General features: G+C 71.5%; 23 protein-coding genes and 3 pseudogenes. 11 read left to right on the plus strand and 15 right to left on the minus strand.

The annotated features are described in order from the left end of the window. Positions 1–160 precede the first annotated feature (160 nt). Positions 161–1,987: a phosphoenolpyruvate carboxykinase (GTP) gene (locus tag ACIOJE_RS06960; RefSeq protein ID WP_280676499.1), complete on the minus strand. Its 1,827-nt coding sequence runs from the start codon at positions 1,985–1,987 to the stop codon at positions 161–163. Positions 1,988–2,263: 276 nt separating this feature from the next. Between ACIOJE_RS06960 and ACIOJE_RS06965 the strand changes: the two genes are divergently transcribed. After that, the gene (locus ACIOJE_RS06965; protein WP_280676501.1) at positions 2,264–2,953 is read left to right on the plus strand and encodes a hemolysin III family protein; all 690 of its coding nucleotides are present in this window, start codon (positions 2,264–2,266) and stop codon (positions 2,951–2,953) included. Here ACIOJE_RS06965 and ACIOJE_RS06970 read toward each other — a convergent pair. The 3 genes from ACIOJE_RS06970 to ACIOJE_RS06980 form a co-directional block, all read right to left on the minus strand. Beyond that, positions 2,924–3,412 (minus strand): hypothetical protein, encoded by a 489-nt coding sequence (locus ACIOJE_RS06970; RefSeq protein ID WP_400773863.1) that lies wholly within the window; start codon positions 3,410–3,412, stop codon positions 2,924–2,926. The genes ACIOJE_RS06965 and ACIOJE_RS06970 overlap by 30 nt on opposite strands. 369 nt (positions 3,413–3,781) lie before the next feature. Further along, on the minus strand, positions 3,782–4,630 hold the full coding sequence (locus ACIOJE_RS06975; RefSeq protein WP_280676505.1) for a hypothetical protein: 849 nt from the start codon (positions 4,628–4,630) through the stop codon (positions 3,782–3,784). A 9-nt stretch (positions 4,631–4,639) separates the two neighbouring features. Then, positions 4,640–5,368, minus strand: coding sequence for a papain-like cysteine protease family protein (locus tag ACIOJE_RS06980; protein WP_400773865.1), 729 nt, complete (start codon positions 5,366–5,368; stop codon positions 4,640–4,642). Between the two features lie 264 nt (positions 5,369–5,632). Here ACIOJE_RS06980 and ACIOJE_RS06985 point away from each other — a divergent pair, with 264 nt between their 5' ends. Then, the gene (locus tag ACIOJE_RS06985; protein WP_400773945.1) at positions 5,633–6,565 is read left to right on the plus strand and encodes a hypothetical protein; all 933 of its coding nucleotides are present in this window, start codon (positions 5,633–5,635) and stop codon (positions 6,563–6,565) included. Between the two features lie 6 nt (positions 6,566–6,571). Here ACIOJE_RS06985 and ACIOJE_RS06990 read toward each other — a convergent pair whose 3' ends face one another. Together ACIOJE_RS06990 and ACIOJE_RS06995 are read right to left on the minus strand one after the other, a co-directional pair. Further along, positions 6,572–7,150 carry a hypothetical protein gene (locus tag ACIOJE_RS06990; RefSeq protein WP_400773868.1) on the minus strand — a complete coding sequence of 193 codons (579 nt, stop codon included), beginning with the start codon at positions 7,148–7,150 and terminating at the stop codon, positions 6,572–6,574. Positions 7,151–7,188: 38 nt separating this feature from the next. Next, entirely contained in the window at positions 7,189–8,877 is a 1,689-nt protein-coding gene (locus ACIOJE_RS06995) for an alpha/beta hydrolase (RefSeq protein ID WP_400773871.1), read from the minus strand. A gap of 91 nt (positions 8,878–8,968) precedes the next feature. Here ACIOJE_RS06995 and ACIOJE_RS07000 point away from each other — a divergent pair, with 91 nt between their 5' ends. Further along, positions 8,969–9,325, plus strand: a complete 357-nt coding sequence (locus ACIOJE_RS07000) for a hypothetical protein (protein WP_400773873.1) — start codon at positions 8,969–8,971, stop codon at positions 9,323–9,325. Positions 9,326–9,332: 7 nt separating this feature from the next. Here the strand turns inward: ACIOJE_RS07000 and ACIOJE_RS07005 are convergent, their stop codons facing one another. Both ACIOJE_RS07005 and ACIOJE_RS07010 read right to left on the minus strand, forming a co-directional pair. Next, on the minus strand, positions 9,333–10,205 hold the full coding sequence (locus ACIOJE_RS07005; protein ID WP_400773876.1) for a GNAT family N-acetyltransferase: 873 nt from the start codon (positions 10,203–10,205) through the stop codon (positions 9,333–9,335). A gap of 105 nt (positions 10,206–10,310) precedes the next feature. Beyond that, entirely contained in the window at positions 10,311–12,359 is a 2,049-nt protein-coding gene (locus tag ACIOJE_RS07010; RefSeq protein WP_400773878.1) for a thioredoxin domain-containing protein, read from the minus strand. Between the two features lie 154 nt (positions 12,360–12,513). Between ACIOJE_RS07010 and ACIOJE_RS07015 the strand changes: the two are divergent. From ACIOJE_RS07015 to ACIOJE_RS07035, 5 genes and pseudogenes are all read left to right on the plus strand, one after another. Continuing rightward, a pseudogene (locus tag ACIOJE_RS07015) lies at positions 12,514–13,065 on the plus strand (purine phosphorylase); the annotation flags it as partial. Further along, positions 13,062–14,727 (plus strand): annotated as a pseudogene (locus ACIOJE_RS07020) (hypothetical protein); the annotation flags it as partial. The pseudogenes ACIOJE_RS07015 and ACIOJE_RS07020, both read left to right, overlap by 4 nt. A 6-nt stretch (positions 14,728–14,733) precedes the next feature. Next, positions 14,734–15,432, plus strand: a complete 699-nt coding sequence (locus tag ACIOJE_RS07025; RefSeq protein ID WP_400773947.1) for an ATP-binding cassette domain-containing protein — start codon at positions 14,734–14,736, stop codon at positions 15,430–15,432. Then, the gene (locus ACIOJE_RS07030; protein ID WP_400773881.1) at positions 15,419–16,459 is read left to right on the plus strand and encodes an ABC transporter permease; all 1,041 of its coding nucleotides are present in this window, start codon (positions 15,419–15,421) and stop codon (positions 16,457–16,459) included. The genes ACIOJE_RS07025 and ACIOJE_RS07030 overlap by 14 nt, the downstream gene beginning before the upstream one ends. Before the next feature lie 733 nt (positions 16,460–17,192). Further along, positions 17,193–18,131 (plus strand): alpha/beta fold hydrolase, encoded by a 939-nt coding sequence (locus ACIOJE_RS07035; protein ID WP_400773883.1) that lies wholly within the window; start codon positions 17,193–17,195, stop codon positions 18,129–18,131. Positions 18,132–18,324: 193 nt separating this feature from the next. On the opposite strand, the pseudogene ACIOJE_RS07040 reads toward ACIOJE_RS07035, so the two are convergent. From ACIOJE_RS07040 to ACIOJE_RS07050, 3 genes and pseudogenes are all read right to left on the minus strand, one after another. Continuing rightward, positions 18,325–18,456, minus strand: a pseudogene (locus ACIOJE_RS07040) ((2Fe-2S) ferredoxin domain-containing protein); the annotation flags it as partial. Between the two features lie 120 nt (positions 18,457–18,576). Then, positions 18,577–18,939, minus strand: a complete 363-nt coding sequence (locus ACIOJE_RS07045; RefSeq protein WP_400773886.1) for a DoxX family protein — start codon at positions 18,937–18,939, stop codon at positions 18,577–18,579. Between the two features lie 106 nt (positions 18,940–19,045). Next, the gene (locus ACIOJE_RS07050; protein WP_400773888.1) at positions 19,046–19,555 is read right to left on the minus strand and encodes a cupin domain-containing protein; all 510 of its coding nucleotides are present in this window, start codon (positions 19,553–19,555) and stop codon (positions 19,046–19,048) included. A gap of 82 nt (positions 19,556–19,637) precedes the next feature. On the opposite strand from ACIOJE_RS07050, the gene ACIOJE_RS07055 reads away from it, so the two are divergent. After that, positions 19,638–20,489 carry a LysR family transcriptional regulator gene (locus ACIOJE_RS07055; RefSeq protein WP_280676536.1) on the plus strand — a complete coding sequence of 284 codons (852 nt, stop codon included), beginning with the start codon at positions 19,638–19,640 and terminating at the stop codon, positions 20,487–20,489. 154 nt (positions 20,490–20,643) lie between these two features. Here ACIOJE_RS07055 and ACIOJE_RS07060 read toward each other — a convergent pair whose 3' ends face one another. Beyond that, complete coding sequence (locus ACIOJE_RS07060; RefSeq protein ID WP_400773891.1) at positions 20,644–21,525, minus strand: SDR family oxidoreductase; 882 nt, start codon at positions 21,523–21,525, stop codon at positions 20,644–20,646. Between the two features lie 131 nt (positions 21,526–21,656). Between ACIOJE_RS07060 and ACIOJE_RS07065 the strand changes: the two genes are divergently transcribed. Beyond that, positions 21,657–22,250 (plus strand): helix-turn-helix domain-containing protein, encoded by a 594-nt coding sequence (locus ACIOJE_RS07065; RefSeq protein WP_400773894.1) that lies wholly within the window; start codon positions 21,657–21,659, stop codon positions 22,248–22,250. A 314-nt stretch (positions 22,251–22,564) separates the two neighbouring features. On the opposite strand, the gene ACIOJE_RS07070 is transcribed toward ACIOJE_RS07065, so the two are convergent. From ACIOJE_RS07070 to ACIOJE_RS07080, 3 genes are all read right to left on the minus strand, one after another. Further along, on the minus strand, positions 22,565–22,873 hold the full coding sequence (locus tag ACIOJE_RS07070; protein WP_400773950.1) for a DUF1214 domain-containing protein: 309 nt from the start codon (positions 22,871–22,873) through the stop codon (positions 22,565–22,567). After that, the gene (locus ACIOJE_RS07075) at positions 22,771–23,127 is read right to left on the minus strand and encodes a DUF1214 domain-containing protein (RefSeq protein ID WP_400773897.1); all 357 of its coding nucleotides are present in this window, start codon (positions 23,125–23,127) and stop codon (positions 22,771–22,773) included. Before ACIOJE_RS07075 ends, ACIOJE_RS07070 begins: the two co-directional genes overlap by 103 nt. A 276-nt stretch (positions 23,128–23,403) precedes the next feature. After that, positions 23,404–23,844, minus strand: coding sequence for a nuclear transport factor 2 family protein (locus tag ACIOJE_RS07080; RefSeq protein WP_280676546.1), 441 nt, complete (start codon positions 23,842–23,844; stop codon positions 23,404–23,406). Positions 23,845–23,964: 120 nt separating this feature from the next. On the opposite strand from ACIOJE_RS07080, the gene ACIOJE_RS07085 reads away from it, so the two are divergent. Next, a complete protein-coding gene (locus ACIOJE_RS07085) occupies positions 23,965–24,537 on the plus strand; it encodes a TetR/AcrR family transcriptional regulator (protein ID WP_400773899.1) in 573 nt (190 codons plus the stop codon). Positions 24,538–24,836: the final 299 nt, after the last annotated feature.

Here is a 24,836-nt window from a genome sequence, read left to right on the forward strand (position 1 = left end):
GATAGGCCGGTGGGCAGGAAAAGCACTACGGCCGGAGTCCCGGCCCTGGCGGTCTCCTTGGTCGGGGAAAGACCGCCCGGCGGAACTCCGGCCGTCCTGTCGCTCGGCGGGCGCGCGGTTCGTGCCGCGCGCCGGCCTCTCGCTCGCCTGAGGCTCAGGCTCAGCCGAGACGCGCGACCAGGTCCCGGTACTCGTCCCACAGCTCCTTCGGGGTGTGGTCGCCGAACAGCTCCAGGTGGGCCGGCACCAGCGCGGCCTCCTGGCGCCAGATGTCGGCGTCCACGGTGAAGAGCAGGTCGAGGTCTTCCTTCGTCAGCTTCAGGTCGCCGAGGTCGAAGCCCTCGACGGTCGGCAGCACGCCGATCGGGGTCTCGACGCCCTCGCCGGTACCCTCCAGGCGCTCGACGATCCACTTGAGCACGCGGCTGTTCTCGCCGTAGCCGGGCCAGACGAACTTGCCCTCGGCGTTCTTGCGGAACCAGTTGACGTAGTAGATCTTCGGCAGCTTCGCGGCGTCCGCCTGGGCGCCGACCTTCAGCCAGTGGGCGAAGTAGTCGCCCATGTTGTAGCCGCAGAACGGCAGCATCGCGAACGGGTCGCGGCGCAGCTCGCCGACGGTGCCCTCGGCGGCGGCGGTCTTCTCGGAGGCGATGTTGGCGCCGAGGAAGACGCCGTGCTGCCAGGTGAAGGACTCGGTCACCAGCGGGACGGCGGTGGCGCGCCGGCCGCCGAACAGGATCGCCGAGATCGGCACGCCCGCCTGGTCCTCCCACTCGGGGGCGATGGTCGGGCACTGCGCGGCCGGGACGGCGAAGCGGGCGTTCGGGTGGGCGGCCGGGGTGCCGGACTCGGGGGTCCAGTCGTTGCCGCGCCAGTCGGTGAGGTGCGCCGGGGGCTCCTCGGTCAGGCCCTCCCACCACACGTCGCCGTCGTCGGTCAGGGCGACGTTGGTGAAGACCGTGTTGCCCCACAGGGTGTCGATGGCGTTGGCGTTGGTGTCCATGCCGGTGCCGGGGGCGACGCCGAAGAAGCCGGCCTCCGGGTTGATGGCGTACAGCTGGCCGTCGGCGCCGAAGCGCATCCAGGCGATGTCGTCGCCGATCGTCTCGACCTTCCAGCCCGGGACGGTCGGCTGGAGCATGGCCAGGTTGGTCTTGCCGCAGGCCGACGGGAAGGCGGCGGCCACGTACTTGACCTCACCGGACGGCGGGGTGAGCTTGAGGATCAGCATGTGCTCGGCCAGCCAGCCCTCGTCGCGGGCCATGGTCGAGGCGATGCGCAGCGCGTAGCACTTCTTGCCGAGCAGGGCGTTGCCGCCGTAGCCGGAGCCGAAGGACCAGATCTCCCGGGTCTCCGGGAAGTGCGAGATGTACTTGGTGCTGTTGCACGGCCACGGCACGTCCGCCTGGCCCTCGGCCAGCGGGGCGCCGACGGTGTGCACGGCGCGGACGAAGTCGCCGTCCTCGCCGAGCTGGTCCAGCACCGCCTTGCCCATCCGGGTCATCACGCGCATCGACACGGCGACGTAGGCGGAGTCGGTGATCTCGACGCCGTACGCGGCCAGCGGGGAGCCGACCGGGCCCATCGAGAAGGGCACGACGTACATCGTGCGGCCCTTCATCGCGCCGCGGAACAGTCCCTTCTCGCCCTGGAAGACCTCCCGCATCTCGGCGGGGGCCTTCCAGTTGTTGGTCGGGCCGGCGTCCTTCTCCTGCTCGGAGCAGATGTAGGTGCGGTCCTCCACGCGCGCCACGTCCGTGGGGTCCGAGGCGGCGTAGTAGGAGTTGGGGCGCTTCTCCTCGTTCAGCTTCTTGAAGGTGCCCTGAGCCACCAGCAGGTCCGCGAGGCGCTGGTACTCCTCGTCGGAACCGTCGCACCACTCGACGCGGTCCGGCTGGGTGAGCTCGGCGATCTCGTTCACCCAGGCCAGCAGGCGCTGGTGGCGGGTGGGCGCGGATGCGCTGAGAGCAGAGATCTCGTACGACACGATCGCTCCGTTTCACGCCATCTCGGCGAGGAGGTGGCGTAGCGGGGGTCTGAGGGTGCTTGCAGCGTAGCTCCGGCCTCAACGCCAAACTGCGGCGCAGCGTCGAAATTGACCCATCTTTTACTACAGTAAGTATGATTACTGGCTGGTAATAGGTCGTCCACATCCCGGCCGGGACGCCCCCGCGCCCACCTCGAATACTCCAAAACGTCCAAGAGTGATGATCACCACTTCCCTACGCCCCAGTAACCTACGGCGCCGTAGGTAGCGGGTAGCATGCTGCGCATGACTGCTGAGCTCGTCGAGAGCACGGAGATCGAGAGCGCGGAGCGCAAGCCGAAGTGGCGCGGCTGGCTGCACGCCGGGATGTTCCCCGCCACCGTCGCCGCCGGGATCGTGCTGATCTGCCTGGCCGACTCCACCCCCGCCAAGATCGCCTGCGCGATCTACTCGATCAGCGCCTGGCTGCTGTTCGGGGTCAGTGCGGTCTACCACCGCTTCGACTGGGGCCCACGCGGGGACGCCGTGCTGCGCCGGCTGGACCACGCGAACATCTTCCTGATCATCGCGGGCACCTACACGCCGTTCACGATCCTGCTCCTGCAGGGCGCCGCCCAGCAGGTGCTGCTCTGGGCGGTCTGGGGCGGCGCGCTGGCCGGGATCGCGTTCCGGGTGTTCTGGGTCGGCGCGCCGCGCTGGCTGTACACGCCGGTGTACCTCGCGCTCGGCTGGGCCGCCGCCTTCTTCCTGCCGGACTTCCTGCGCACCGGCGGCGTCGCCGTCCTGGTGCTGATGATCGTCGGCGGGGTGCTCTACAGCATCGGCGGCGTGGTCTACGGGCTCAAGCGGCCCAATCCGTCACCGCGCTGGTTCGGCTTCCACGAGGTGTTCCACGCCTTCACCCTGGGGGCGTTCATCGTGCAGTACGTCGGGGTCTCACTGGTGGCGTACAGCGCGGTCGGCTGAACCCGGCGCATCACGGCGGGCGGTCGCGCGGTCCACGGACCGGGCGACCGCCCGTTCCGCCGTCCAGGGGCGCTCGTGCGGCGCCCGGCCCTGCGGGCGGCGCGGGTACGACGGGCGGTCCGCCACGCCGGCCTCCGGCCACGGCTCCGGCTCCACCGCCGGACGGGCGGCGCGGCCGCCCGCCTGCCGGGCGTCCAGCGCCTCGCGGGCCCGGCGGCAGCGCTCGCAGTGCGCGGCGTCCGGGGTCGTGGCCGACGGCCGGTGCCCGCGCGGAGCGGGCGGCTGATGAAGCATCCGCCAGCGCCGGCCGACGTAGACCATGAGCAGCAGCACCTCGACCCCGGCGACGGCCAGGACCAGCATCGCCCCGTTGATCAGGTAGGCCGCGACCACGGCGAGCGCGGACGCCACCACCACTGCCGCGCCCCACACCTGGGCACTCGACTCCCTGTCGGCCATTCGACTCCCCTTTCCCGGCGCCGGGCTCGTGGTCGGCTCCTGCCGCCCCACCCCTTCTCCGCTCTCGGCACGCGTCGGCCAGCACTGACCGATTGCCACATGGTATCTACCGTCCGTCACTCGGGGCTGCCCCCGGCGGCGAACGACAGATCAACGTTGCGTCAATTCCATGTGCGGAAGCAGCACTTCCAGGACACGCCACGGAGCGCGGTCGCGCGACCGCGGTGCGGTGACCACCGGGGGTGAACCCGGGGCGTTCCCGGGGAAGCAGGGGTCCGTACGCACGACGGCGGGGCCCGGCCGTGTTGGCCGGGCCCCGCCGCGTCCCGCGCGTGACGCGCGTGACGCGCGTGACGCGCCCGAGGGGCGCTACCCCCGTCGGGCGCCCGCCCTCCGCCGCAGGACCGCACCCGCGCCCACGAGCGCGGTGGCGCCCAGGGCCGCGGCCGCCGTCACGGCCGGCAGCACCGAACCGCCGCCCGCCGCCGGCTCCGGGTCGGCCGCCAACCGGTAGCCGCCGCCCTTGCCCTCCCGGTCGTACGCCGAGCCGGGCAGCTTGTCCCCGTACCGCTGGTGCACCAGCTTCTGGTACGCGGCCAGCGACACCCCGCCCGCGCCCACCGAGCGCCGGGCCTCGTCGTCCAGCGGCAGCACCCGGCCGTCGCGCAGCACGTACCAGGCGTTCACCTGCGGCTCGCGGAACGCGGTCCCGCCCCCGCTGCCGGCGGCCTTCGCCGCGTAGTCGCTCTCGTCGCCTCCGGAGGCGATGTTGACCACCCGCCAGGTGTCACCCTGCCGGACCGTCCACACCGAGACCGCCTGCCCGTCCGCCGCGACCACCTTGCTCGCGGTGAACTCGGCCTTCGCCACCGGCGCGCCCGGGGTGCCGGCCACGAAGCCCGTGTCCAGGGTGTACACCGGCACGGTGTCCCCGGCCAGTCGCGGCGCGGCCGCGCTCGCCGCCTGCGCCTCCTCGGCCGCGCCGATGGTCAGCTGCTGGGTCGGCGGGACGCCCTTGCGGGCGAAGAAGTGGCCCACCTTGTCGAGGACGGCCTGGTCCTGGACCACGCCGCGGGCCTCGGCCAGGTCCGCGGCGGGCACCGGCACCGGGGCACCGGCCTGCCCGTCCGCGTGCGCGGCCGGGGCGAGCGCCAGCCCGAGGCCGGCGGCGAGCAGGGCGGTGACGGCGGCCCGACGGGCCTTTCCGAAGTCAGTCATGGTCGCCCCTCACGCGCCGATCCGGTACAGGGAGTGGGTCCACGAGAACGTGTCGTTGTTCACGTAGTACCCGTAGTCCGCCCAGTTGTAGCGGTAGTTGGACGGCCACGGGTCGCCCCAGTACACCCAGTTGTTGCCGGTGTCGTAGCCGTAGACGACGTGCATGTGCCCGCCGCCGGAGCTCCACTGGATCCGGGTCTCGATCGGCCGGTTCGCGTCCACCTCGGTCTGCACCGTGTTGTAGCGCAGGTACCCGGTGACGTACGAACCCGGGTTGATGCCGACCCAGTTCAGCCCGTTCTGCACATCGGCCAGCGAGGCCTGGCTGTTGGGGCAGCTGGAGTTGACCGAGCGGCCGAACGCGGCGTTGCAGAACTGGTTCTGGCTGTAGTTGTAGCCGAACCAGGTGGCGATGGTGTTCCCGCTCGCCGCCCAGCACCAGTTGGTCTGCTGTTGCTGCTGCATGGTGATGTTGAGCTTCTTGAAGGTGCCGGCCAGATCGGCCGTACTGCCGGGCGCCGCGGCCTGGCGGACCTGCGCCGAGCTGCGAGCCTGGACGGCGTCCTGGGTGGGGGCGGCGGCCGCGGGAGCGTCCTGGGTGGGGGCGGCGGCCGCGGGAGCGTCCTGGGTGGGGGCGGCGACCGCGGGAGCGGCCACCGCGGCGGTCAGCGCCGGGCCCAGCACGCCGAGGGCGAGCAGTGAGACCGCGCGACGCAGCCGTATCCGTGGAACTGGCATGGGGGAGGTGCCTCCTTGCGCAAGCGGAGCGGGGTGCTGTGTGGGGGCGCGGTCCGGATCGCGCCATGAGCATCGCGCCGTTGACAGAGGCGGGTCAACGGCCTTCGGAACGCCCCGGTTCGGATGTGAACGGCCGCCCCCCGCTGTGAACGCCACCCGGGAAACCCCCTCGCGGCACGCCGACCCGGATGACAAACGGCCGCCCGGATGTGAATATTCACGGTCAAACACGGTCTGCCCGCACCCGTCCCCCAGGAGGCCGTCATCCACCGCACCGACCAGGCCGACCTCGCCGCCGCCCTGCGCACCGGCCCCTTCCACCTCGCCCTGCGCACCGCCATCGCCACCCGCGGCCTCGCCCTCCACCGCATCCGCCGCCACCTCGCGCTGCGCGGCATCCACGTCGGCCTCACCAGCCTCAGCTACTGGCAGCAGGGCCGCCGCCGCCCCGAACGCCCCGAATCGCTACGCGCCGTCGCCGCCCTCGAAGACGTCCTCGACCTCCCCGAACACTCCCTCACCCGGCTGCTCGGCCCCCGCCGTGCCGCCGACACCACCCCCGCCGCCCCGCCCGTACGCCCCTACCGCGACCTCATCTCCCCCGCCACCGCCGTCGACGACCTGCTCGCCACCATCGCCGGCCCCCGCGACACCGGCCTGCACACCATCACCCACATCGAACGCGTCCGCATCGGCCCCGACCGCCAACTCGCCCGCCGCGACTCCCAACACGCCCTGCGCGCCCACCGCGACGGCATCGACCGCTACCTCGCCCTCTACCAGGGCGACCCCGGCAGCGACATCACCCGCGTCGGCGTCCGCGCCGAGGAGAACTGCCGCCCCGGCCGCATCCGCCGCGACCAGGCCCACCACCTGCTCGTCGCCGAACTCCTCCTCGACCGCCGCCTACGCGCCGGCGACACCCACCTGCTCGGCTACGGCTTCGACGACGCCCCCTCGCCCGACCCCAGCTGCGAATACGTCCGCGGCTTCAACTCCGGCGCCGGCCAGTACGTCCTCCAGATCACCTTCCACCCCGCCGCCCTCCCCGTCCGCTGCCACCGCTTCGCCCTCCGCTCCCCCGGCGAAGCCCCCTACGAGACCGAGGAGTTGACTTTCGACGGCCACCACTGCGTCCACCTCGTCGCGACGGCCCTGCGGCCCTGCCTGCTGGGGATCCGCTGGGACTGGGAGTGACGGCGGTCAGTGCGACCAGTACGGGTCGTCGAGGTCGGGCCCGGCTTCGTGCCCGGTCAGCCGCCCGCCGACCGGGGCGGGGCCGTAGCCCTTCTCGGGCTGGTAGCGGACCGGGGTCACCTCTGCGCCTATCGAAACATCGAAGAACGGATCGCTCGGGGTGTTGACCGCCAAGAGCTCGAAGCCTGCCTGACCGCGCCCCGGGCAGTTCAGTTGGACGTAGCGCTTCGCCGCGGATCCGACGATGTCGTCCTGAAACTTGCACTTCTCGCCCCAGAGCTGCTTCAGCTGGTCCAGCAGCACCGGCATCTTTGCCGGGGCCACCTTCGTCCGCAGCCTGGCCGAGACCATGACCTGGGACAGCAGGCTCGGCTCACCGTCTGCGTGCTCCGGATCGCGGTCCACGACGTAGGCGCTGCCGAAGTAGGCCAGCGACGGGGCTATCGCGCCCACAGCCGTCCGCAGGGTGTCGTCGAGCTGCCCCTTCGCCTCCTCCGGGCGAAGCTGAGGGGCGCCCCGATCCTTCAGAGCCATCGGCCCGTAGCCGGTGTAGAACAGTCCCGCCCCGGTGGCCAGCACCGCCACCGCCACGACGGAACATCCCAGCGCCCGGCGCGGCCGCTTCATCGCCCGCCCGCCTGCTTGACGTCGCCGCTGCCGGTGACGATGGCCGCGATGTTGTCCAGCGAGGGCCCGCCGCGACCCGTCAGGTACTTGGTGTGCGCGTCGACGGGGTTGCCCCGGCTCCAGTCGTCGACGGTGAAGCGGTTCGCGCCGAAGTGCTTGCTCGCCGGATCCCGCCCGTACCAGCGTTCGTCCGGGTCGATGCTGAACTTGGACGGAACGTGCGTCACGACGTCGTTGTCGGCCGCACCGACCCAGACGTGGCCGGGCGGCAGCTTGAGGTCGGAGGCCTTGTCCACACCGACGCCGGGGCTGCCGAGGAAGACCACGTCGTCCGGAGGCGCGTCGTGCGATCCGGGCCGGGTGGCGAGTCCGGTGGCCTGGCCCACCAGATACGAGCCGTAACTGTGCCCGATCGCGGTGATGTGCGGTGGCTGGGCGCCCTCGTGGCTCGCCCGTACTCCGCTCAGGAACTTCGCGTACGCCGGGGCCCCGTCCTTGCCCGCCTTCGTCGACGCGGCCCCGAGGTCGGCCCCCGGCGGGTCGTAGCCGAGCCAGACGACCGAGGCGACCGAATGACCGGCCGGAGCCTTCCTGCTCGCGCTGCGGTAGAGGCTCAGCGCGTTCTCCGCCTCGTTGGTCCCGTCGTGCACATTGCCCTCCGTCCCCAGACTGGCGGTGTCGGTGGTGATCCCCGGCACGTAGGCGGAGATGTTGGTGGCGGTGTCCGGGTTCCCGTACGAAAGGATCGCCCGGCCCTTGCCCTCACTGCCGAGGCCGAGGAGGAAGACCTGCGGGCGCTCCGGGTCCGCCCCGTCCGCGCCGAGCCGTTTGACGATGGGCCCGTAGAGGTCGTACAGGTCCTTCTCGTCGGGGGTGAGCGGGACATGGTCCTTGTGCTTCCTCATGACATCGTCCATCAGGGAGTTCAGATGCGCCCGGTTCACCTGGTCCCGCACCTGAGCCGGTACCCCGTCGAGGTTGCCGAGCACCTCCGGGTGGTGGCTGAGGAACCACTGCTGCCCGTCCGGTCCGAGCCCCTTCCACCAGGAGTTGACGTCCGTCGGGGTGGCGTCCTTGCCCGGCATGTTCAGCTGCCAGCTGGGGTTGGCCGCCTCGCCGAACTGCAGCAGGTAGACGTCCGCGCTCGCGGTCCTGGCGTCCAGGCCGGACTTGTCAGTGGCGTGGCTGGTGTACTTCCTGAGCTCGCCGGCCAGCCCCTGGTCGACCCGGGCGGCCTCGGCCAGCGCCGCGCCGATCCGCTTGCCGATGTCCTCGGCCGCCGCCTTCTGCTTGGCCTCCCAGTCGGTGCTCTGGAAGGGGCTGCTCGCCGGGGGCCAGCTCACCGCCCCGTCGTCGCCGACCGACATGCCCTTCGCCTGCGCGTCGGCGAGCGCCTGGCGGAGCTTGCCCTGGGCGAGCGTGAGGGAGTCTGCGCAGTCCCGTAACTCCGCGGCGATGCAGTGCAGTTCGGTCGCCGCCGCACCCAGTTTGCCGGTGACGCCGTCCAGCACCGGGATCGCGGCGGCCGCCGCCGGTCCGCTCCACCCGGACCCGTGGACGCGGTCCGCGGTGCCGCCCTTCCAGTCGGTGGCGTGCTGCCCGTACGCCTTGCCCAGCGCGTCGTACGCGTCCGCCACCACGTACAGGTCCGCCGGTCTGGCGTTCTTCAGGCTTGCGAGGTCCATCCCCTCATCCCCCGTCACCCTCAGGCACTCCCCAATGCACTCAGGGCTACCATAACTCCCACGGCCGACACCGACAGTCCGGGGGGACACGATGGCGAGCGACCCAGGATTCACCGTCAAGCCGGGCGAGTTGACGGCTGCGGGCACCAATGCGCTGACCGTGGCCGGGAAAGTCCCGGACGAGACGGCGAAGTTGGCGGATCCGACTGCCAAGGCGGCCGGGGGGCTGGCGGGTTGGCAGAGCGGTCCGGCGTTGCAGGGGTGCGGTGCGGCCTGGAAGAAGCTGCTGGACGACCTCACGAACGAGATGAAGTCAGCCGGTGGGAACCTCCTCACCTGCGCACAGACCTACCGGAACGCCGACCACCTGCCGAGGCCCACGGGTACCGCCGCCGCCGACCCCTTCAACACCAAGGTCGTCGGCGGGCACCCGGTCGACCACGCGTGAGGATGCGTCACGCCTGGAAGTCCAGGATCAGGCAGTCCTCGACCGGCCGGTAGCCGATCTGCTGGTAGATGGAGTTGCTGGTCGGGTTGGCGAGGTCGGTGTAGAGGAGCACCTCGGTGGCGCCCTCGGCGAGGGCGTGGGCGGAGGCGGCGGCGGTGACGGCGCTGGCGTAGCCTCGTCCGCGCTGATCGGCGGGGGTGTAGACGGGGCCGATGCGGGACATCCCGGCGATCACCGGGCTGCTGCCGGCGAGTGCGACCGGGCGGCCCCGGTCCTCCCAGAGGTGGAGATGGCCGGAGGCGATGCGGTCGTCGACGGCCTGGGGGATGTTGGGCAGATCGACACCGGCTTCGACCAGGAACTCCTCGTACCAGCGGATCGCCAGGTCGCGGTCGTCCGGCGCAGCGGACCGGTGGCGGCCGGCCGGGGGGCGCGGCGGGTCGGTCAACTCGTCGAGCCGGTACAGCCGTTCGCTGAAACGGACGGACTGGCCGGCGCCGGTGGCGGCGGTCCAGGCCGCGCCGAAGGCCCGGACCGCGTCCGCGCCCCCGCCGACTCCGGACACCTCGGTGAACTCGGCTCCGGCGGCGGCCAGTTCGATCGCCAGCTCCGCGGCAGCGGCCTCCGGCATGACGGAGAGGCGGGGGCCGAACGGCGGCGTCCGCAGGAAGGCGCCCTCGACCGGACCGCCCGCCGAACCTCCCGCCGGGCCGCGCCACCAGCCGAAGACCGGCGGCCGCTCCCCGAACACGTCCGGGCCGCGTTCGGCCAGCCGGTGCACGACGGTGAGCAGCACCGTGTTCTGGACCGGGTGGGTGGCGAGGAAGTCTCCCGCGTGGGCGCGGAAGTCGTCGAGGGAGGTGGTGAACGTCCAGGTCATGGCCCATTCTCGCCCCGGCCGACCCCCACCACCAGCGATTTAGGGCCGGCCCCGCCCGACCGACCGGCCCCACCCGCCGGGTCGGCCCTGCCCGACACGCCGGCCCTACTCGACCGCGACGCCCAGCCGCTCCCCCAGCACCGCCGGGTCAGTGGTCGGCGCGTCGCAGGCGAAGTGCCGGCAGACGTACGCGGCGGGCGCTCCGCCGACCAGCGGCCGGTCGGCCAGCAGCGGCACCTCGCCGTCCCCGTCCGCGGGCGAGCCGACGGCGAGGACCGCGCCCGGCGCGGTGCCGAGCAGCGCGGCCCGGCGCAGCGCGGCGGTGGCCGGGTCGTCCGCCGGGCCGACGACGGCGACCTCGCGCGGCCCGTCGAGCAGCGCCTCGGCTACGGCGAGGCCCCAGCCGATGAACCGGGGGGCCCGCGACGCGAGCGCGCCGACGATGCCGAGGGCACGCTCGGCGGCCGTCCGGTGCCGGTCCGAGCCGGTGTAGGCGGCGTACGTGAGCAGGGCGCCGGCGGCGGCCGTCCAGCCGGAGGGGGTGGCGTTGTCGGTGGGGTCCTGGGGGCGCCGGATGAGTTCCTCGGCGTCGTCGGCGGTGTCGTAGAGCGCGCCGGAGGCCTCGTCGGTGAAGTGCTTGAGCACGGTGCCGAGGAGCCCGCCGGCCAGTTGCAGCCAGGCGGCCTCGCCGGTGACGGCGTACAGGGCGAGGAAGCCTTCGGCGGTGTCGGCGTAGTCCTCCAGGACGCCCGCGTTGGTGCCGGCCCGGCCGTCGCGGGAGGTGCGCAGCAGCCGGCCGTCGGGGGTGAGGTGGACGGCGAGCAGCAGGTCGGCGGCGCGTTCGGCGGCCTCGACGAGGTCGGGGCGCTCCAGCAGGGCGCCGGTCTCGGCGAGGGCGGCGATGGCCAGGCCGTTCCACGCGGCGACGACCTTGTCGTCACGGGCCGGGGCGGGCCGCTGGGCGCGGGCCTCGAACAGTCGGGCGCGGATGGCCTCGTACTCGGCGAAGTCCTCGGGGTCGGCGAGGAGTTGGAGGACGGAGGTGCCGTGTTCGAAGGTGCCGTCGGCGGTGACCGTGAACAGCCGGGCGGCGGTGGCCGCGTCGGCCGGCCCGAGCAGGTCGACCAACTGGCCGGGCTCCCACACGTAGTAGGCGCCCTCGGTGGACTGCCCGGTCTCCTCGTCGAGGCTGTCGGCGTCCAGGGCGGACGCGAACGCGCCTTCGGGAGTGCGCAGTTCGCGCAGCAGGAAGTCCGCGGTGGTCAGCGCCACCCGGCGTGCCAGCGGGGAGCCGGTCGCGCGCCACAGGTGCAGGTAGGCACGCAGCAGCAGGGCGTTGTCGTACAGCATCTTCTCGAAGTGCGGCACCACCCAGTCGGCGTCGACCGTGTACCGGGCGAAGCCGCCGCCGAGCTGGTCGTGGATGCCGCCGCGGGCCATCGCCTCGCCGGTGCGGACGGCCATCTCCAGCGCCGCCTCGGAGCCGGTGCGGGCGTGGTGGCGCAGCAGGAACTCGACGACCATGGCCGGCGGGAACTTGGGCGCGCCGCCGAAGCCGCCGCGGGCCTGGTCGAACTCCCGACTGAGGGCGACCAGCGCCTGGTGCAGATCCGCGTCGGCGGGCGGGTGGTGGGCGCCGGCGGAGTAGACGGCGGCGCGCTCGGCGAGGTCGGCCCGGATCCGCCCGGCGACCTCCGCGACCTCCTGGCGCCGCTCCCGCCAGGCCGCGTCGACGCCTTCCAGGACCTGCCGGAAGGACGGCATGCCGTGCCGGGGCTGCGGCGGGAAGTAGGTGCCGAAGTAGAACGGCTCCTTGCCGGGCGTGAGGAACACCGTCATCGGCCACCCGCCCTGGCCGGTCGCGGCCTGCACCGCCTCCATGTAGACGGCGTCGACGTCCGGCCGCTCCTCCCGGTCCACCTTCACGGCGACGAACCGCTCGTTCAGGTATCCGGCGAGCCCGGCGTCCTCGAAGCTCTCGTGCGCCATCACGTGGCACCAGTGGCAGGCTGCGTACCCGACACTCAGCAGCACCGGCACCCCGCGCCGCCTCGCCTCCTCGAACGCCTCCGGACCCCACGGCCACCAGTCGACCGGGTTGTCGGCGTGCTGCAACAGGTACGGGGAGGTGGCATCGGCCAGGCGGTTCACCATGTGGGCAGTATCGCAGCACCGGCCGCGGGAACCCCGAAACCGGAACGGACCGGTGGGGTCGGTGCCAGCCGGTCGATCCGTGCGGTCCCGCCGCACGCGCCGCGGCTGCGGGGTCGAGCGGCACAGCAATCCCCACCACCCCCCTTCTTGTGCGGCCATCATCCGGGGGATCAGCGACCGGGCGGACGGTACGAAGAACAGCGCGGACGACCGCAGCTGGCAGCCGCGGGCCGCGGCGAACGCGGCGGCGTTCGCCACCCGGCTGGCGGTGGAACTGGTGGGGGAACAGGAGGAGACCGCCGTGCCCCGGGACGACAGGGTCCATTCGGCCGACCGGCTCGACCGACACGTCAGCAACACCGCCCACAACAGCACGGTCGGCATCATGGCCGGCTCGGTCACGGGCAGTAGCGTCCACATGAACGCGGCCCCGAAGGCATCCGGGCCGACGGACCTGATCTCGGAACTGAACGGTTTCCGCGAGCACTTGGGGCGTCACCACGCCGAGGGCGCCCTCGACGAGGACACCTACCGAGAGGCCCTGACCGATCTGGACTCCGCCCTCCGGTCGGCCGGGAGGAACACCCCTGATTCGTCGAAGCGGACGGCCATGACGCTCAGGAGGCTGCGCGGACTGGTCGCGGAGTGCCCCGCACTGGTGGCCGAGCTGGCTGCCATGATCGCCGCGGCCGGTGACCTGGCATGAGCCACAGCAACGGTGCCGCGTACAACTCGGCCGCCTACGACTCCACCGTCGGGATCCAGGCCGAGACCGTACACAACTCCAACGTCTACTTCGTCCACCCGGACGCCTCGCCGCAGGAGAAGTACAGGGTGGGCGTGCGGTTCCTGGAGGACGGCATCCCCAGCCGCGCCCGCGAAATGATCACCGATGCGATCGCCCACGGGTACGACGGCGCAGAGGTTCGTTTCCACTTGGTGCTCGCCGTACTCAGCGCACGCACCTACCACGACCTCAGCACCGAAGAGGTCCACTGGCTGCGCTACACCTCCGAGCTCGTACGGACCTGCGCCGAGGACGAGTGGAAGGAAGCCCTGCGCGTCACTTTCGACCTGCTGGCGGTGCTCAGCAGCGCAAGCGGCGAGACCGGCCCCGTGCTGAAGCAGTTGCAAGACCTGCCGCTCCGCCAGCACGACGCGATCCTCCGCCACCTCGACCTCATGCTCACCGGAGGACTGAAGGACGACCTGTGGGCGGAGACCCGCGAACGGGCCAGGGCGGAGCGCTTCGGCAACGACCGGAGCCGGCGGGTCTGGGCCTACTTCGAGCCCGCCCCGATCGGGGCGCGGGCCGCTCCGCCCCGCCCGAGCACCACTGCCGCCGCCAAGGCGGCCCTCCCGGTCCGGGCGGTCCTGTTCGTCGTGAGCAGCGTGCTCCTCTGGGCCTTGGCACTGATCGCGGATCCGGCCAAGGCGATCGTCGAGTTACCGGTGGCGCTCGGCGCGGGTCTGACTGCGGCCCGCTTCGGCGTCCGGTGGTGGGGCCAGGAACCCCGGTTGGACCTCACGGCCGTGACCCGCGTCCCGCACACGCGCGGTCCCGCCTCCGCCGAGGACGGGTTCACCAACCGCGTCCGCCATTCGTTCGATCACTACTTCAGCGTTCGCACGCCCTACGGGTTCACCCCGGACGCCTGGCTCGCCCACACCGCTCAGGTCCGCGGCAGCCTCGCGGCAGAGATCGCGGACCTCTACCGGGAGAGCCGGATCGGTGTGGAGCGGGTCAACTGGCTGATCCGGTACCTCGCCGAGGACGCCCGGAACCGCCACAACGACGGTACCCTGTTCCAGCACCGCCAGGAGCAGACCCCGGGCAGGACGAAGGCCCTGACCCGTAGCGGCCCTCGCCGTTCTCGGCGCCGCGGCCCTGGCCGCGTTCGGCACGGCGGTCTCGGGTGCCGCCCAACCTCGGCCGCTGTGGGTGTTTCTGGCCGCGCTCGGTGCGGCCTGGTCCGGGCACGCGGCCGCTTCCCGGTGGTTGGAGGTCAGGCGCGAAGAGTACCGACTGATCCGCGAGACCCAGGAGTACCAGGAACAACTGACCGCGCGACAGATCGCCCACCAGCGCTGGCAGTCGTTCCTGGACGCCACGCGCCCCAGCGAGCTGGAAATGGAGACCCGGCTCACCTGCGACAAGACTTCGTTCGTCGATGAAGCGCTCCGGCACCACCGGCTCACCTGGCGCGACCTGATCACCCACACCATCCTGGTGGCCCCAGCCCCTTCCTACAAACGAGGTCGGGTCAGGGGCGGCCCGTGGCGGTACTCGCACTACGTCTTCCGCCTGTTCCTGTTCACCCAGGACGGCATCCGCGAGATCAGCTCCGAGTTCAACTTCTCCGACGCGGGCGCCCTGTTCCCGCAGCTCAAAGTACGGGAGACCGTCGAGCTGTGGGCCTCGTTCTACCCCCAGCCGATGGATGTCGACGAGGTTCTCAGCGGTGTCGGGCTGGCCGAACAGGCGGGTCAGAAGGTCAAAGCGCTGTCTGGCGGGCAACGGCGCAGACTGCTGTTGGCGGTCAGCATCGTCGGCCGACCGAAGCTGCTCGTCCTGGACGAGCCCGCCGCAGGCCTCGACCCGCAGGCACGTGTGCTCCTGTGGGACGTGATCCGGACACACCGGCGAGCCGGCGGGTCCGTCCTGCTGACGACCCACGACATGAACGAAGCCGCCCAGCTCTGTGACCGGGTAGCTGTGCTGGTCGCAGGCAAGGTGGTCGCCTCGGGCACCCCTGCGGAACTCGTCCGCGAGCTCGGCGGCCTCAGCACGATCTCCTTCACCACCGACTCGCCCACCTCGCTGGCTGCCGTCCGTACGCTTCCAGGGGTCACCACCGTGCAGACGGAATCCCGCGGCGGGTGCCTCGCGGTGCAGGTGAGCACCAGACAGAGCGATGTCGTTCTCAAGCACGTCGCCTCCACTCCCGAACTGAATGCGATCGACCTTTCTGTTGCACACGGGGGACTGGACGAGGTATTCAGGAATCTGGTTGCCTCGGCTTCCAAGGAAACCGGCAGCGATCACACAGGCGGAGCGGATGCATCCTCGTAAATCGACGTTCTCCAATTTGGTGAGGACGAATTTCAGGGAGCTTTTCCGCGACGGGAAGACCGCATTCTTTGTCCTCGGTTTCCCACTGTTCTTCATGGCGTTGTTCCTCGGAATGGGATTCGTCACGAGCGGTGGTTCGTACCACGTCGCGGTGGCTCCGGGGCCGGGGCAGTATCAAGTGGTCGACCGGCTCAACCACGTCAAGGGCCTCACCGTGAAGGAGTTGGACCAGGCGCTGCCGGGCCAGCCCCGTGCGCTCGGCGGCTACGACGCGGTCGTCCAGCCTGAGGAGGGCCGACCGGTTGTCACGGTCGACGCCGGCAAGTTCGGGGTGGTGCGCGGGATGCGCAACGCGCTCGACAAGGGCACCGGTGCGGCAACCCATTCGGTCTTCCGCACGCCGGACGGCGGAGTGCCGTTCGACCCGGTGAAGGCGGCTCTGCCCACCATGCTGATCATCGCGCTGATGTCGGCTGCCTTCTACGGCACGGCAACACCGCTGATCGGCCTGCGCCAACGCGGCACCCTGCGGATGCTCGGCACCACCCCCCTGGAGCGACGAACCTTCATCCTGGCCCAGGCGCCGGTTCGCCTGGGGTTGGTCATGGCCCAGGTCGTGCTGGTGGAGGTAGTTGCGGCGATCTGCGGGTACCTTGCGCCAAAAGATGCACTCCCCGTACTCGTCAGCGGACTGCTGGGCGCGATGATGCTGTTCGGCCTCGGCTACCTGGTCGCCGCCAGGATGCGCAACGCAGAGGTGGCTAACGGCCTCCTGGGCTTGCTGATGCCGGTGACCATGATGCTCAACGGACTGTTCCTGCCGATGGAACTGATGCCCGGCCCGCTGCGCGCTGTGTCCCAGGCGTTTCCGACGACCTACCTGGTGGACGCGCTGAGCCACGCCTTCACCGGCGCGCCGTCACTGCACGGCCTCGCCGTGGACTGGCTGGTCCTGGCGGGCTCGGCCGTTCTCCTCGCGCTACTCACTGCTCGACTCTTCAACTGGGACCAGGGGGAAGAAAGATGACCGCGATACCGTCGCCCACCTTACTCGGTGGGCTGCTGAAGCTTGACGAACTCGTCAGCCCCTACGGGCTGGTGAATCGAGTCCACCGCCTTCCCAACCACCCTGGCGAGCCCAGGTTCCCGATCTAGAGCGCCTCCCTCGGGGACATCGCGCGCGTTGTCCCCGACGTCGCCGACGCGGTCGGAAGTCGTGGCGCACGCGGCCAGATGGACGGGGCCGGCCCGCTCGAACCGCAGCGTCAAATCCGTGGAATCTCAGCGTCATTGGGCGGACGGAGTGAGCGTCGGTACGCTCGGCGGCACCCGACACGGACGTCTGCCGGGGTCCGGTCCCTGGCCGATGGGCGCGTCTCAGGAGGGTCGGCCTTGGACGACCGCCGACCCGGGCGCGCGCGGCTGAGCCCTCAGCCGGTCGAGGCTCCGCGCTGGTCGACGCCACCGGCCGGCAGGACGTCCGTCACCGCCCGCCAGGCGGCCTGTCCGGCCTTGCATCGGCTGTTGCAGAACACGGCGGACGACCGAGCCCACACCAGGCGGCCCATCGCCCCAAGCGGCGGTTACCCCCTCCCTGAGGGTAGGGCCAGCCCCCGGCGGCCCCGGTGGCCCGCACCATCGCACCCAGGCGGATTGCACGAGCAGGCTAGGGAGTGTCAGAAGACCCTCATGTCAGCAGACTTGCCGACGACTCCGGATCCCCGCGCATCGGCGGTCCGTCCCTCGCGAAAGGTACTCCCGTGGCCGTCCCCACCACACCTCGCCGCCGGCTCCGGTACGCAGCGCTCGCCCTGGCCGGCGTCACTGTCACGGCCGGTACCCTCAGCGCCTGCGGCACGGCCAAGACGCAGGACCCGCGCCCGGCCACAACCACGACCGGGACCACCCCCGGCGCGACCTCCTCCACGGCGGCTGCCGTTGAGCCCTCGCTCCACATGATCACCAACGAAGGCCACAAGCTGGCCTTCTACGTCACACCCGGCCGCCTCCCTGCCATCGTGCTGGACGCCGGCGGCGGACTCGACGCCTCGTACTGGAACAAGCTCGCGCCCGAACTCGCCAAGAACACCGGGTCCGAGGTCATCACGTACGACCGCACCGGCGAAGGAAAGAGCGACGACGCACCCGGCCCGTGGAAGGCCCAGAACGCCGCCGCCGACCTCGCCGCCGGCCTCACCCAGCTCGGAATCACCAAGAACGTCGTCCTGGTCTCCCACTCCCTCGCCGGCGAAATCGCCACCGCCTTCGTCCAGCAGCACCCGGACCGGATCGCCGGCGCCGTCCTGGTCGACGCCAACCTCCCGCAGTTCTTCACCGACAGCGAGACCGCCAAGCTCGTCGCCGCGAACACCCCTCAGCTCGACGCGCTCCGGCAAGCCCCCCAGACCCGGGCAACCCGCCAACTCCTCGCCGAGGCCGCCGACTACGGCCCCGTCCACCTCGCGTACCACAAGCTTGTCTGGCCCCGGAGCGTCCCGGCCACCGCGATCGTCTCCTCCCAGACTCCGTTCCCGACACCCGACGACGCACAGCTGTGGCGCCAGGCCCAACAGGACTTCGTGGACGCCGCACCCAACCGGCACCTCGTCGTCGCCGAGAACAGCTCGCACGACATCCCCACCGACCGGCCGGACGTGGTCGTCAACGCCGTGCAGGACATGGTGAACCAGGTCCGGTAGTCGGACTCGCAGCCCCTTCGCGACGACTCACGCAACCGTGCTCGGCACCTGCTGTCGGCACCTGCCGAACGCGGGCCGCCCATGGGGCACGGCCTCGGACGTGACCACGGTGCCCGGGGCGGCTCTTGCGGCCGAGAGCTGAGGTACGGCCGTCGTGGCCGATCGCTACGGCCCGTTCGAAGCCCGGCGTGTCGGGTGGGTCGGCGAGACCGGGGCCACCCGCCTTGACGCAGGCGGTGATCTCGCGGGTGGTGCCGGGGTCGTCCACCAGGCCGAGCCAGACGGGGCGAGCGCCGCCTCTGCGGCCTTCCGCGGAGGGCTGGACACGGTCAGGTTGCCCTGCTCCACCAGGTGCATCCGGCCGGCGGGCGAGGGCACCCGCCGATGGGTGAAACCCGTGGTCATCGATGCCATGAAACCTCCTGAGAGCTCGATCTTCCTGGGGTCACAGCCACGTCGTGGCCAACCGGACGGTCACGGCCGCTGCGAGAAGGAGCGTGATGTTGAGGGCGATCTGGCGGTCGCCCATCCTCAGGTGGACCCTGGTCGCGCCGAGCTGCAGGACCACGAAGCCGACGGCGGCGGCCAGGGCGAGCCAGGGAGCGATGCCGGTCAGTGGCGGGAGGATCAGCCCGATGGCGCCGAGCACTTCGATGATCCCGATGGCCCGGACGGCGGGCATCGGGGTGCTGTCCACCCAGGCCATCATCGGCCGGAGCTGCTCACGGCTGCGGACCACCTTCACTCCGCCCCCGTAGAGGGAGAAGAGAGCGAGCAGGCCGGCCACGATCCAGTAGGCGACGTTCATGAGTCCCAATCCATGGTTACCAGGTGTAGGTGACCACCCGTCACCAGGGCAGCACCGGCGAAGTCCGCCCCGGCAGTGCGGGTCCGGCATGGTCAGGTGGGCCTCGTCATCCCTCCGGCCGCTCGGCGAACTCAGTGGCGGGCTCGGTGGCGTAGCGGCTCATCGTCCGGATGTTCGCCTGTGGGGTCAGTGCCTGGCCGGCGGCGATCATGTCCTGCAGGTCCCGGAAGTACTGCACGTACAGGTCCGGCGTGAACGTGCTGAGCATGACGGCCGGTTGGTCGGTCAGGTTGGCGAAGGTGTGCGGGGCTCCGGGCGGGACCATCACGAGCGTGCCCGCCGACGCGTCGTAGTGCTTCGTTCCGACCGTGAACCGCACGGTGCCGGAGATGACGTAGAAGCCCTCGTCGTGCTGGGCGTGCCGGTGCTGAGGCGGTCCGGGTGTGTGCGGGGCGAGGACGGACTCGGCGATCCCGAGGCGGTGCCCGGTGTTGCTGCCGTCCTCCAGGACGCGCAGGCGCGTAGTGCCCAGGATGATCATCTCACCGTCGCCCGGACCGACCACCGATACGGCGGGGTCGGCACCCGGCTCACTGGCTTTCGGTTCGTCACTCATACTCCTCATTCCACTGCCGGGGCCCGGCGGGTGTCCAAGACCCGTTCCGGGATCTCGATACCGTGCGGGTATCGTCGCTGCCATGGAGCTACGCACGCTGCGCTACTTCGTGGCGGTCGCCGAGGAACTCCACTTCGGCCGGGCCGCCTTGCGGCTGCACATGAGCCAGCCGCCCCTGAGCCGGGCGATCAAGCAGCTGGAGACCGAGCTCGGCGCCACCCTGTTCGACCGATCCTCCGCCGGCGTCACCCTCACCCCGGTCGGGACGGTCCTGCTCGACGAGGCCCACGCCCTGCTCGACCACGCCGACCGGGTACAGGACCGGGTGGCCACGGCAGCCGGCACCGCGACCCTCACCGTCGGCCTCCTGGGCGACAGCACCGACCCGGCAGTGACCCGGCTGGCCGCCGCCTACCGCCGCCGGCACCCGCACGTCGAGGTCCGCATCCGCGAGACCGACCTGACCGACCCCACCTGCGGGCTGCACGCCCACCTGGTCGACATCGCCCTGACCCGCGGGCCCTTCGACGAGACCGGCCTGAGTGTGCACCAGCTGCGCACCGACCCGGTCGGAGCACTACTGCGCGCCGACGACCCGCTGGCCCGCCATGACGGCCTGAAGCTGGCCGACCTGGCCGACCGCCGCTGGTTCCGGTTCCCGCAGGGCACCGACCCCGACTGGCAGTCGTACTGGAACGGCGGAGAGCCCCGCGAGGGCCCGGTGGTGCGCGCCGTCCAGGAATGCCGACAGGCCGTCCTGTGGAACAGCACGGTCGGCATGACCCTCCTGGACCACGAACCGGCGCACGGCCTCACCGTGGTGCCGCTGACCGACATGCCGCCGAGCCGCATGGTCGCAGCATGGAAAGAGGGCGACCCGAACCCACTGATCAGCTCGTTCGTCCGGATCGCGACCACCGTCTACCGCGAGTGAGCGCGCTCCCGGCGGCCCCGAGTACACCCCAGTGGGCCCGGGACGCGCGGGCCCACTCGGGGTCGTACTCCTCGAACGTCTGGGGTGGTTCGTCCCCGCCCGGGAAGTCGCCCATCGCCGCCAGGCCCCACGCGCGTGGCCGTCCGGGCGCGTCTCAGGGTTCGATGTTCTCCAGGTCGGCGAGCAGGCTCGGGTGGGTCGGCTGCCAGCCGAGGGCGGCGCGGGTGCGGGCGCTGGACGCGGGCTGGTCGGCCGCGAGAATCGCGCCGAGGGGGCCGAAGTTCTCCTGCGGTACCGACTCGACGGGCAGGCCGAGCCGTCGGCCGATGACCGCGGCGATGTCGCGGACCGCGTCGCCCTCGTCGGCGACGGCGTGCCAGGAGCTTCCGGCCGGGGCCTGCTCCAGGGCGAGCCGGAACAGCACGGCGGCGTCCCGCGCGTGGACGGCCGGCCAGCGCTGCGCGCCGTCCGAGGGGTACCCGGCGACGCCGGTACGGCGGGCGATGTCGGTGAGCAGCCCGGCGAACCCGCCCCGGCCCTCGTTGTGGACCGTGCGCGGAAGCCGTACCGCCGAGCTGCGCACGCCCTGCGAGGCGAGTTCGAGCGCACGGGTCACCGACCGGCTGCGGCCGGCGACCGGCCCCTCGGTCGGCATAGCGTCGTCCTCGGTGGAAGCGCGCCCCGGCAGGTAGGGCGTGCCGGCCACGGTGACGAGCGGGCGGTCCGTGCCGACGAGGGTGGCGCCCAGCGTCGCGAGTGCGGCGGCCTCCTCGGCGATGCCCTGGGCCAGGGCCTCGGGTGAGCTGAAGTCGTTGCTGAAGGCGAGGTGGACGACGCCGTCGACCCCCTCCGCGCCGGCTCGCAGCACGGCGAGGTCGGCGAGTGCGCCGCGGAGCACCTCGGCGCCGGCGGCCTTGGCGTGCGCCGCGGAGGCGTCGGAGCGGGCCAGGGCGGTGACCGAGTGTCCCGCGGAGAGCAGTTCGGCGACGACGGCCGAGCCGATGAGGCCGGTTCCGCCGGTGATGAAGACGCGCACGGTGACTCCATGGGGTGTGGTGGGGGCACGGCAGGGCAGGGCCCGGCCGGGTCAGGTGATGGGAGTTGGTCCCGTCACTGCTTTCACCGTAGCTCGTGATGGGACTGGGTGTCATCACTTAGGATGTCGCCATGGCCAGATGGGAACCGAACGCGCGGGAGCGCCTGGAGCGCGCCGCGCTGGCGCTGTTCGCCGAGCGCGGGTACGACGCCACCACCGTCAACGAGATCGCGGACCGCGCGGGGCTGACCAAGAGCACGTTCTTCCGGCACTACGCCGACAAGCGAGAAGTGCTGTTCGGCGGGCAGGACATGCTGGCGCAACGCTTCAGCGACGCGATCCGGGCCAGTGCACCCACGGCGACCATCGCCGCCTGCCTCGCCGCGGCACTGGACTCCGCCGCCCCCGCGTTCACGCCCGAGCGCCACGACCTCGCCCTTCAGCGCCGGGCGCTCATCGCCGCCACCTGCGAACTCCGAGAACGTGAGCTCCTCAAGCGCGCCGGCCTCAGCTCCGCCATCGCCGACGCCCTGCGAGCACGCGGAGCCGACGACACCACCGCACACCTGGCCTCCGAGCTGGGCGTCCTCGCCTTCAGCACCGCCTTCGCCCGCTGGGCGGACCCGGAGAACCGGCAGCCCTACACCGAGATCGCCCACACGGCACTGCGGGACCTGCAGGCTCGCGCGGCCGCCCTCGGCGCCGAGCCCGACGTGCGGGCCTGACCTGGACGCCGGCCACCGGGGCGAACCCCCGACCCAAGCGCCGCAACGCGACCTCCAACTGATCGTGGACCTGCCGTGCCTCCGAGGGGGCAGGTCACCGGTCGCAGGTCACAACGGCGAGGACCCGTACCAGCAGCCGCGACACGACCGTTGCGGACCCTGACGGCGGCCGCACGGCTTGCCGCGACGGCCCCGAGGCACTGATCGCCTCCTCTCCCCACGGCCGACCGAGGAGACGTCGCCGTCGCACCCGGACAGCACTGTGCCCCGCCGGATCCGAGGATCCGGCGGGGCACAGTGCTGTCCGCTCTCGGCTACTCGCCGCTCGACGGGGTCAGCGGAGTCAGGGTCGGCGGGGTCCAGATGGGGTCGGTCTGGGGCACGTACTGACGCAGGGTGAGGGAGAACTCGCCGCGGCGGGGGATCGGGAGCCAGTTGGGCGAGGGGTGCTCGGGGCCCGCGTCCGGGTTGGGGTCGCTGTACTGGACGGCGATGTCGAAGGAGCCGTCCGGGTTGGCCTTCAGGGGGGCTGCTGCCCCGGGGGGATCTGGTGGCCCAGGGAGTAGATCTTGGCGTCGTTCTCGACGGGGAAGCTGTCGGCGCCGTAGGCGGTGACGGACCAGAACGCCTCGACGGTGGGCAGCGCGGGGAGGTGGAGGGTGTAGCGGATGCGGTTGTCATCGCCGTCGGCGGCCTTGGCGATGGTGTTCTGGTAGATCGCGTCCTGGGGCAGGTTGGCGCCCAGCGCGGTCCACGCGATGTAGGCGCGCTGGTCGTAGTCCGTGCCGTAGGTGCCGACACCGGTCCTGTCGAAGATCCAACCGTTCACCGCAGCCGAGGCGGTGTGGGTGGTGATGCGGTTCTGCCCGGCGGCCACAGCCTGGTCGAGAACGTCCGCGGACGGGAGGTCGCCGGTGGCATCGGGGCCGAGGCCGATGTGTGCCGGGACACGCTAGTTGCCACCTGGACAGGCTTGTTGTCACAGCAGAGGTGCGGGTTGCAAACCGCGACCTCCCCGAGGTGTCCTGTCGCAGTGCGCTTGGCGGATTCCTACCCGGTCTCATCCGTGCTGTCGGATTCTCACCGTTTCACGCGTTGAGTGAACTCGGCGATCCGGCGACGCCTGTGCCAGTGCGGCCGCGGACGACCCGCGTCACTTGCTTTCCAACGCCTCCACCAGCTGCGGTAGGTTGCCGCCGGCCACGGCGAGGGCCAAGTGGTCGTGGAAGTCCCGGCTGCTGACGATCAGGCCGTCGCGGACACGAAGCACCTGGATGTTGGCGGCCCTGAAGGTCCGCCCGGTCGCCCGGTGATGCACCTGGTAGTCCCATTCGTTGACGATCACCTCCGGGTCGTCGGTTTCCCGGATCACCACGTTCACCGGGGTCAGCTCCACGGGGACGCTCGTGGCGAGTTCCATGAACCGCTCCTCGATCACAGCCCGCCCCTCGAGCCGGTGCGGTCCGACGGGCGCGAACGCGATCTCCACCACGGCGTCCTCGGCGTAGAGGTCCGCGAGCTCCGCGAACCGCCCCGCGCCGATACCCTCGAGCAGCTTCGCGAAGACCTCACGAGGTGACAGTGTTTCGGACATGATCAACCCCCAGCGGGATCTGTCGCTAGAATCGGACTAGCGACTCCGGTTTCAACGATACGGACTAGCAACTCCGTTTGTCCAGTGCGGCTTCGCCGCCGACAGGAAAGAGTGGGAGAGATGAGCGGCGCTCAGGAACGCCCGCTGCGGGCGGACGCGGCCCGCAACCGGGCCAGGCTGCTGGACGTCGCCACGCAGGTGTTCGCCACCCGCGGCGTCGGCGTGCCAACCGAGGAGATCGCCCGGGCCGCCGGGGTCGGGGTGGGCACGCTCTTCCGGCACTTCCCGACCAAGGAAGCGCTGTTGGAAGCCGTGATGGTGCGCAGGCTGGAGACGATCGCCGCCCGGGCGGCACAGCTGCCCGCCGAGTCCGCTCCCGCCGAGACGTTCTTCGACTGCTTCCGCCTGGTGGTCGAGCAGTCCGCGGGCAAGAGCGAGTTCGCCCAAGCGCTCGCCGCCGCCGGTGTGGACGCGCACGCGGCCCTGCAAGAGTCCAGCGCGGCGATCCGGGCGCGGCTCGCCGAGTTGCTGGCCGGGGCGCAGCGGGCCGGGGCGGTCCGCCCGGAGCTGGGCCTGCCAGAGCTCATCGCCCTGCTGGTCGGTACGACCACGACGATGGAGCACCTCGGGAACGATGTGTCGGCCCGGGAGCGGATCTTCGCGGTGGTCTTCGACGGGCTGCGGCCACGCTGACCGGCCCGTCTTGCGTCCTCGCATCCTGTAACCGTGGTGAACCTTGGCCTGACCGAACGAGTTGGTCTCGCTTCGCGGGTCGCGTTCCCACCGCGCCCATGCCCGAGTACCCGCCCGTGCCGCGACGCCCGCGCCACCTTCAGTCGCTTCCCGGAGACAGGCCGTCAGCTCGGGAGCCGGCCTCCACGGAGTGGCCGAAGGCCTCGACGCACGCCATGCGAACCTCCCCACGCCTGCCACTCCCGACGACCGGGGCCTCGCTCCCGGCCTCGGCGAGGACGAGGTCCTGCCGGGCGGTG

This window comes from Kitasatospora sp. NPDC087861, assembly GCF_044742585.1.
Classification (GTDB): domain Bacteria; phylum Actinomycetota; class Actinomycetes; order Streptomycetales; family Streptomycetaceae; genus Kitasatospora.

Bases quoted from the DNA above. Each gene is read 5' to 3' on its own strand.
- ACIOJE_RS06965 (WP_280676501.1), top strand. From the start codon at position 2,264: ATGCTGCGCATGACTGCTGAGCTCGTCGAGAGCACGGAGATCGAGAGC.
- ACIOJE_RS06970 (WP_400773863.1), bottom strand. From the start codon at position 3,412: ATGGCCGACAGGGAGTCGAGTGCCCAGGTGTGGGGCGCGGCAGTGGTG.
- ACIOJE_RS06975 (WP_280676505.1), bottom strand. From the start codon at position 4,630: ATGACTGACTTCGGAAAGGCCCGTCGGGCCGCCGTCACCGCCCTGCTC.
- ACIOJE_RS06980 (WP_400773865.1), bottom strand. From the start codon at position 5,368: ATGCCAGTTCCACGGATACGGCTGCGTCGCGCGGTCTCACTGCTCGCC.
- ACIOJE_RS06995 (WP_400773871.1), bottom strand. From the start codon at position 8,877: ATGGACCTCGCAAGCCTGAAGAACGCCAGACCGGCGGACCTGTACGTG.
- ACIOJE_RS07000 (WP_400773873.1), top strand. From the start codon at position 8,969: ATGGCGAGCGACCCAGGATTCACCGTCAAGCCGGGCGAGTTGACGGCT.
- ACIOJE_RS07005 (WP_400773876.1), bottom strand. From the start codon at position 10,205: ATGACCTGGACGTTCACCACCTCCCTCGACGACTTCCGCGCCCACGCG.
- ACIOJE_RS07010 (WP_400773878.1), bottom strand. From the start codon at position 12,359: ATGGTGAACCGCCTGGCCGATGCCACCTCCCCGTACCTGTTGCAGCAC.
- ACIOJE_RS07030 (WP_400773881.1), top strand. From the start codon at position 15,419: ATGCATCCTCGTAAATCGACGTTCTCCAATTTGGTGAGGACGAATTTC.
- ACIOJE_RS07045 (WP_400773886.1), bottom strand. From the start codon at position 18,939: ATGAACGTCGCCTACTGGATCGTGGCCGGCCTGCTCGCTCTCTTCTCC.
- ACIOJE_RS07050 (WP_400773888.1), bottom strand. From the start codon at position 19,555: ATGAGTGACGAACCGAAAGCCAGTGAGCCGGGTGCCGACCCCGCCGTA.
- ACIOJE_RS07055 (WP_280676536.1), top strand. From the start codon at position 19,638: ATGGAGCTACGCACGCTGCGCTACTTCGTGGCGGTCGCCGAGGAACTC.
- ACIOJE_RS07065 (WP_400773894.1), top strand. From the start codon at position 21,657: ATGGCCAGATGGGAACCGAACGCGCGGGAGCGCCTGGAGCGCGCCGCG.
- ACIOJE_RS07080 (WP_280676546.1), bottom strand. From the start codon at position 23,844: ATGTCCGAAACACTGTCACCTCGTGAGGTCTTCGCGAAGCTGCTCGAG.
- ACIOJE_RS07085 (WP_400773899.1), top strand. From the start codon at position 23,965: ATGAGCGGCGCTCAGGAACGCCCGCTGCGGGCGGACGCGGCCCGCAAC.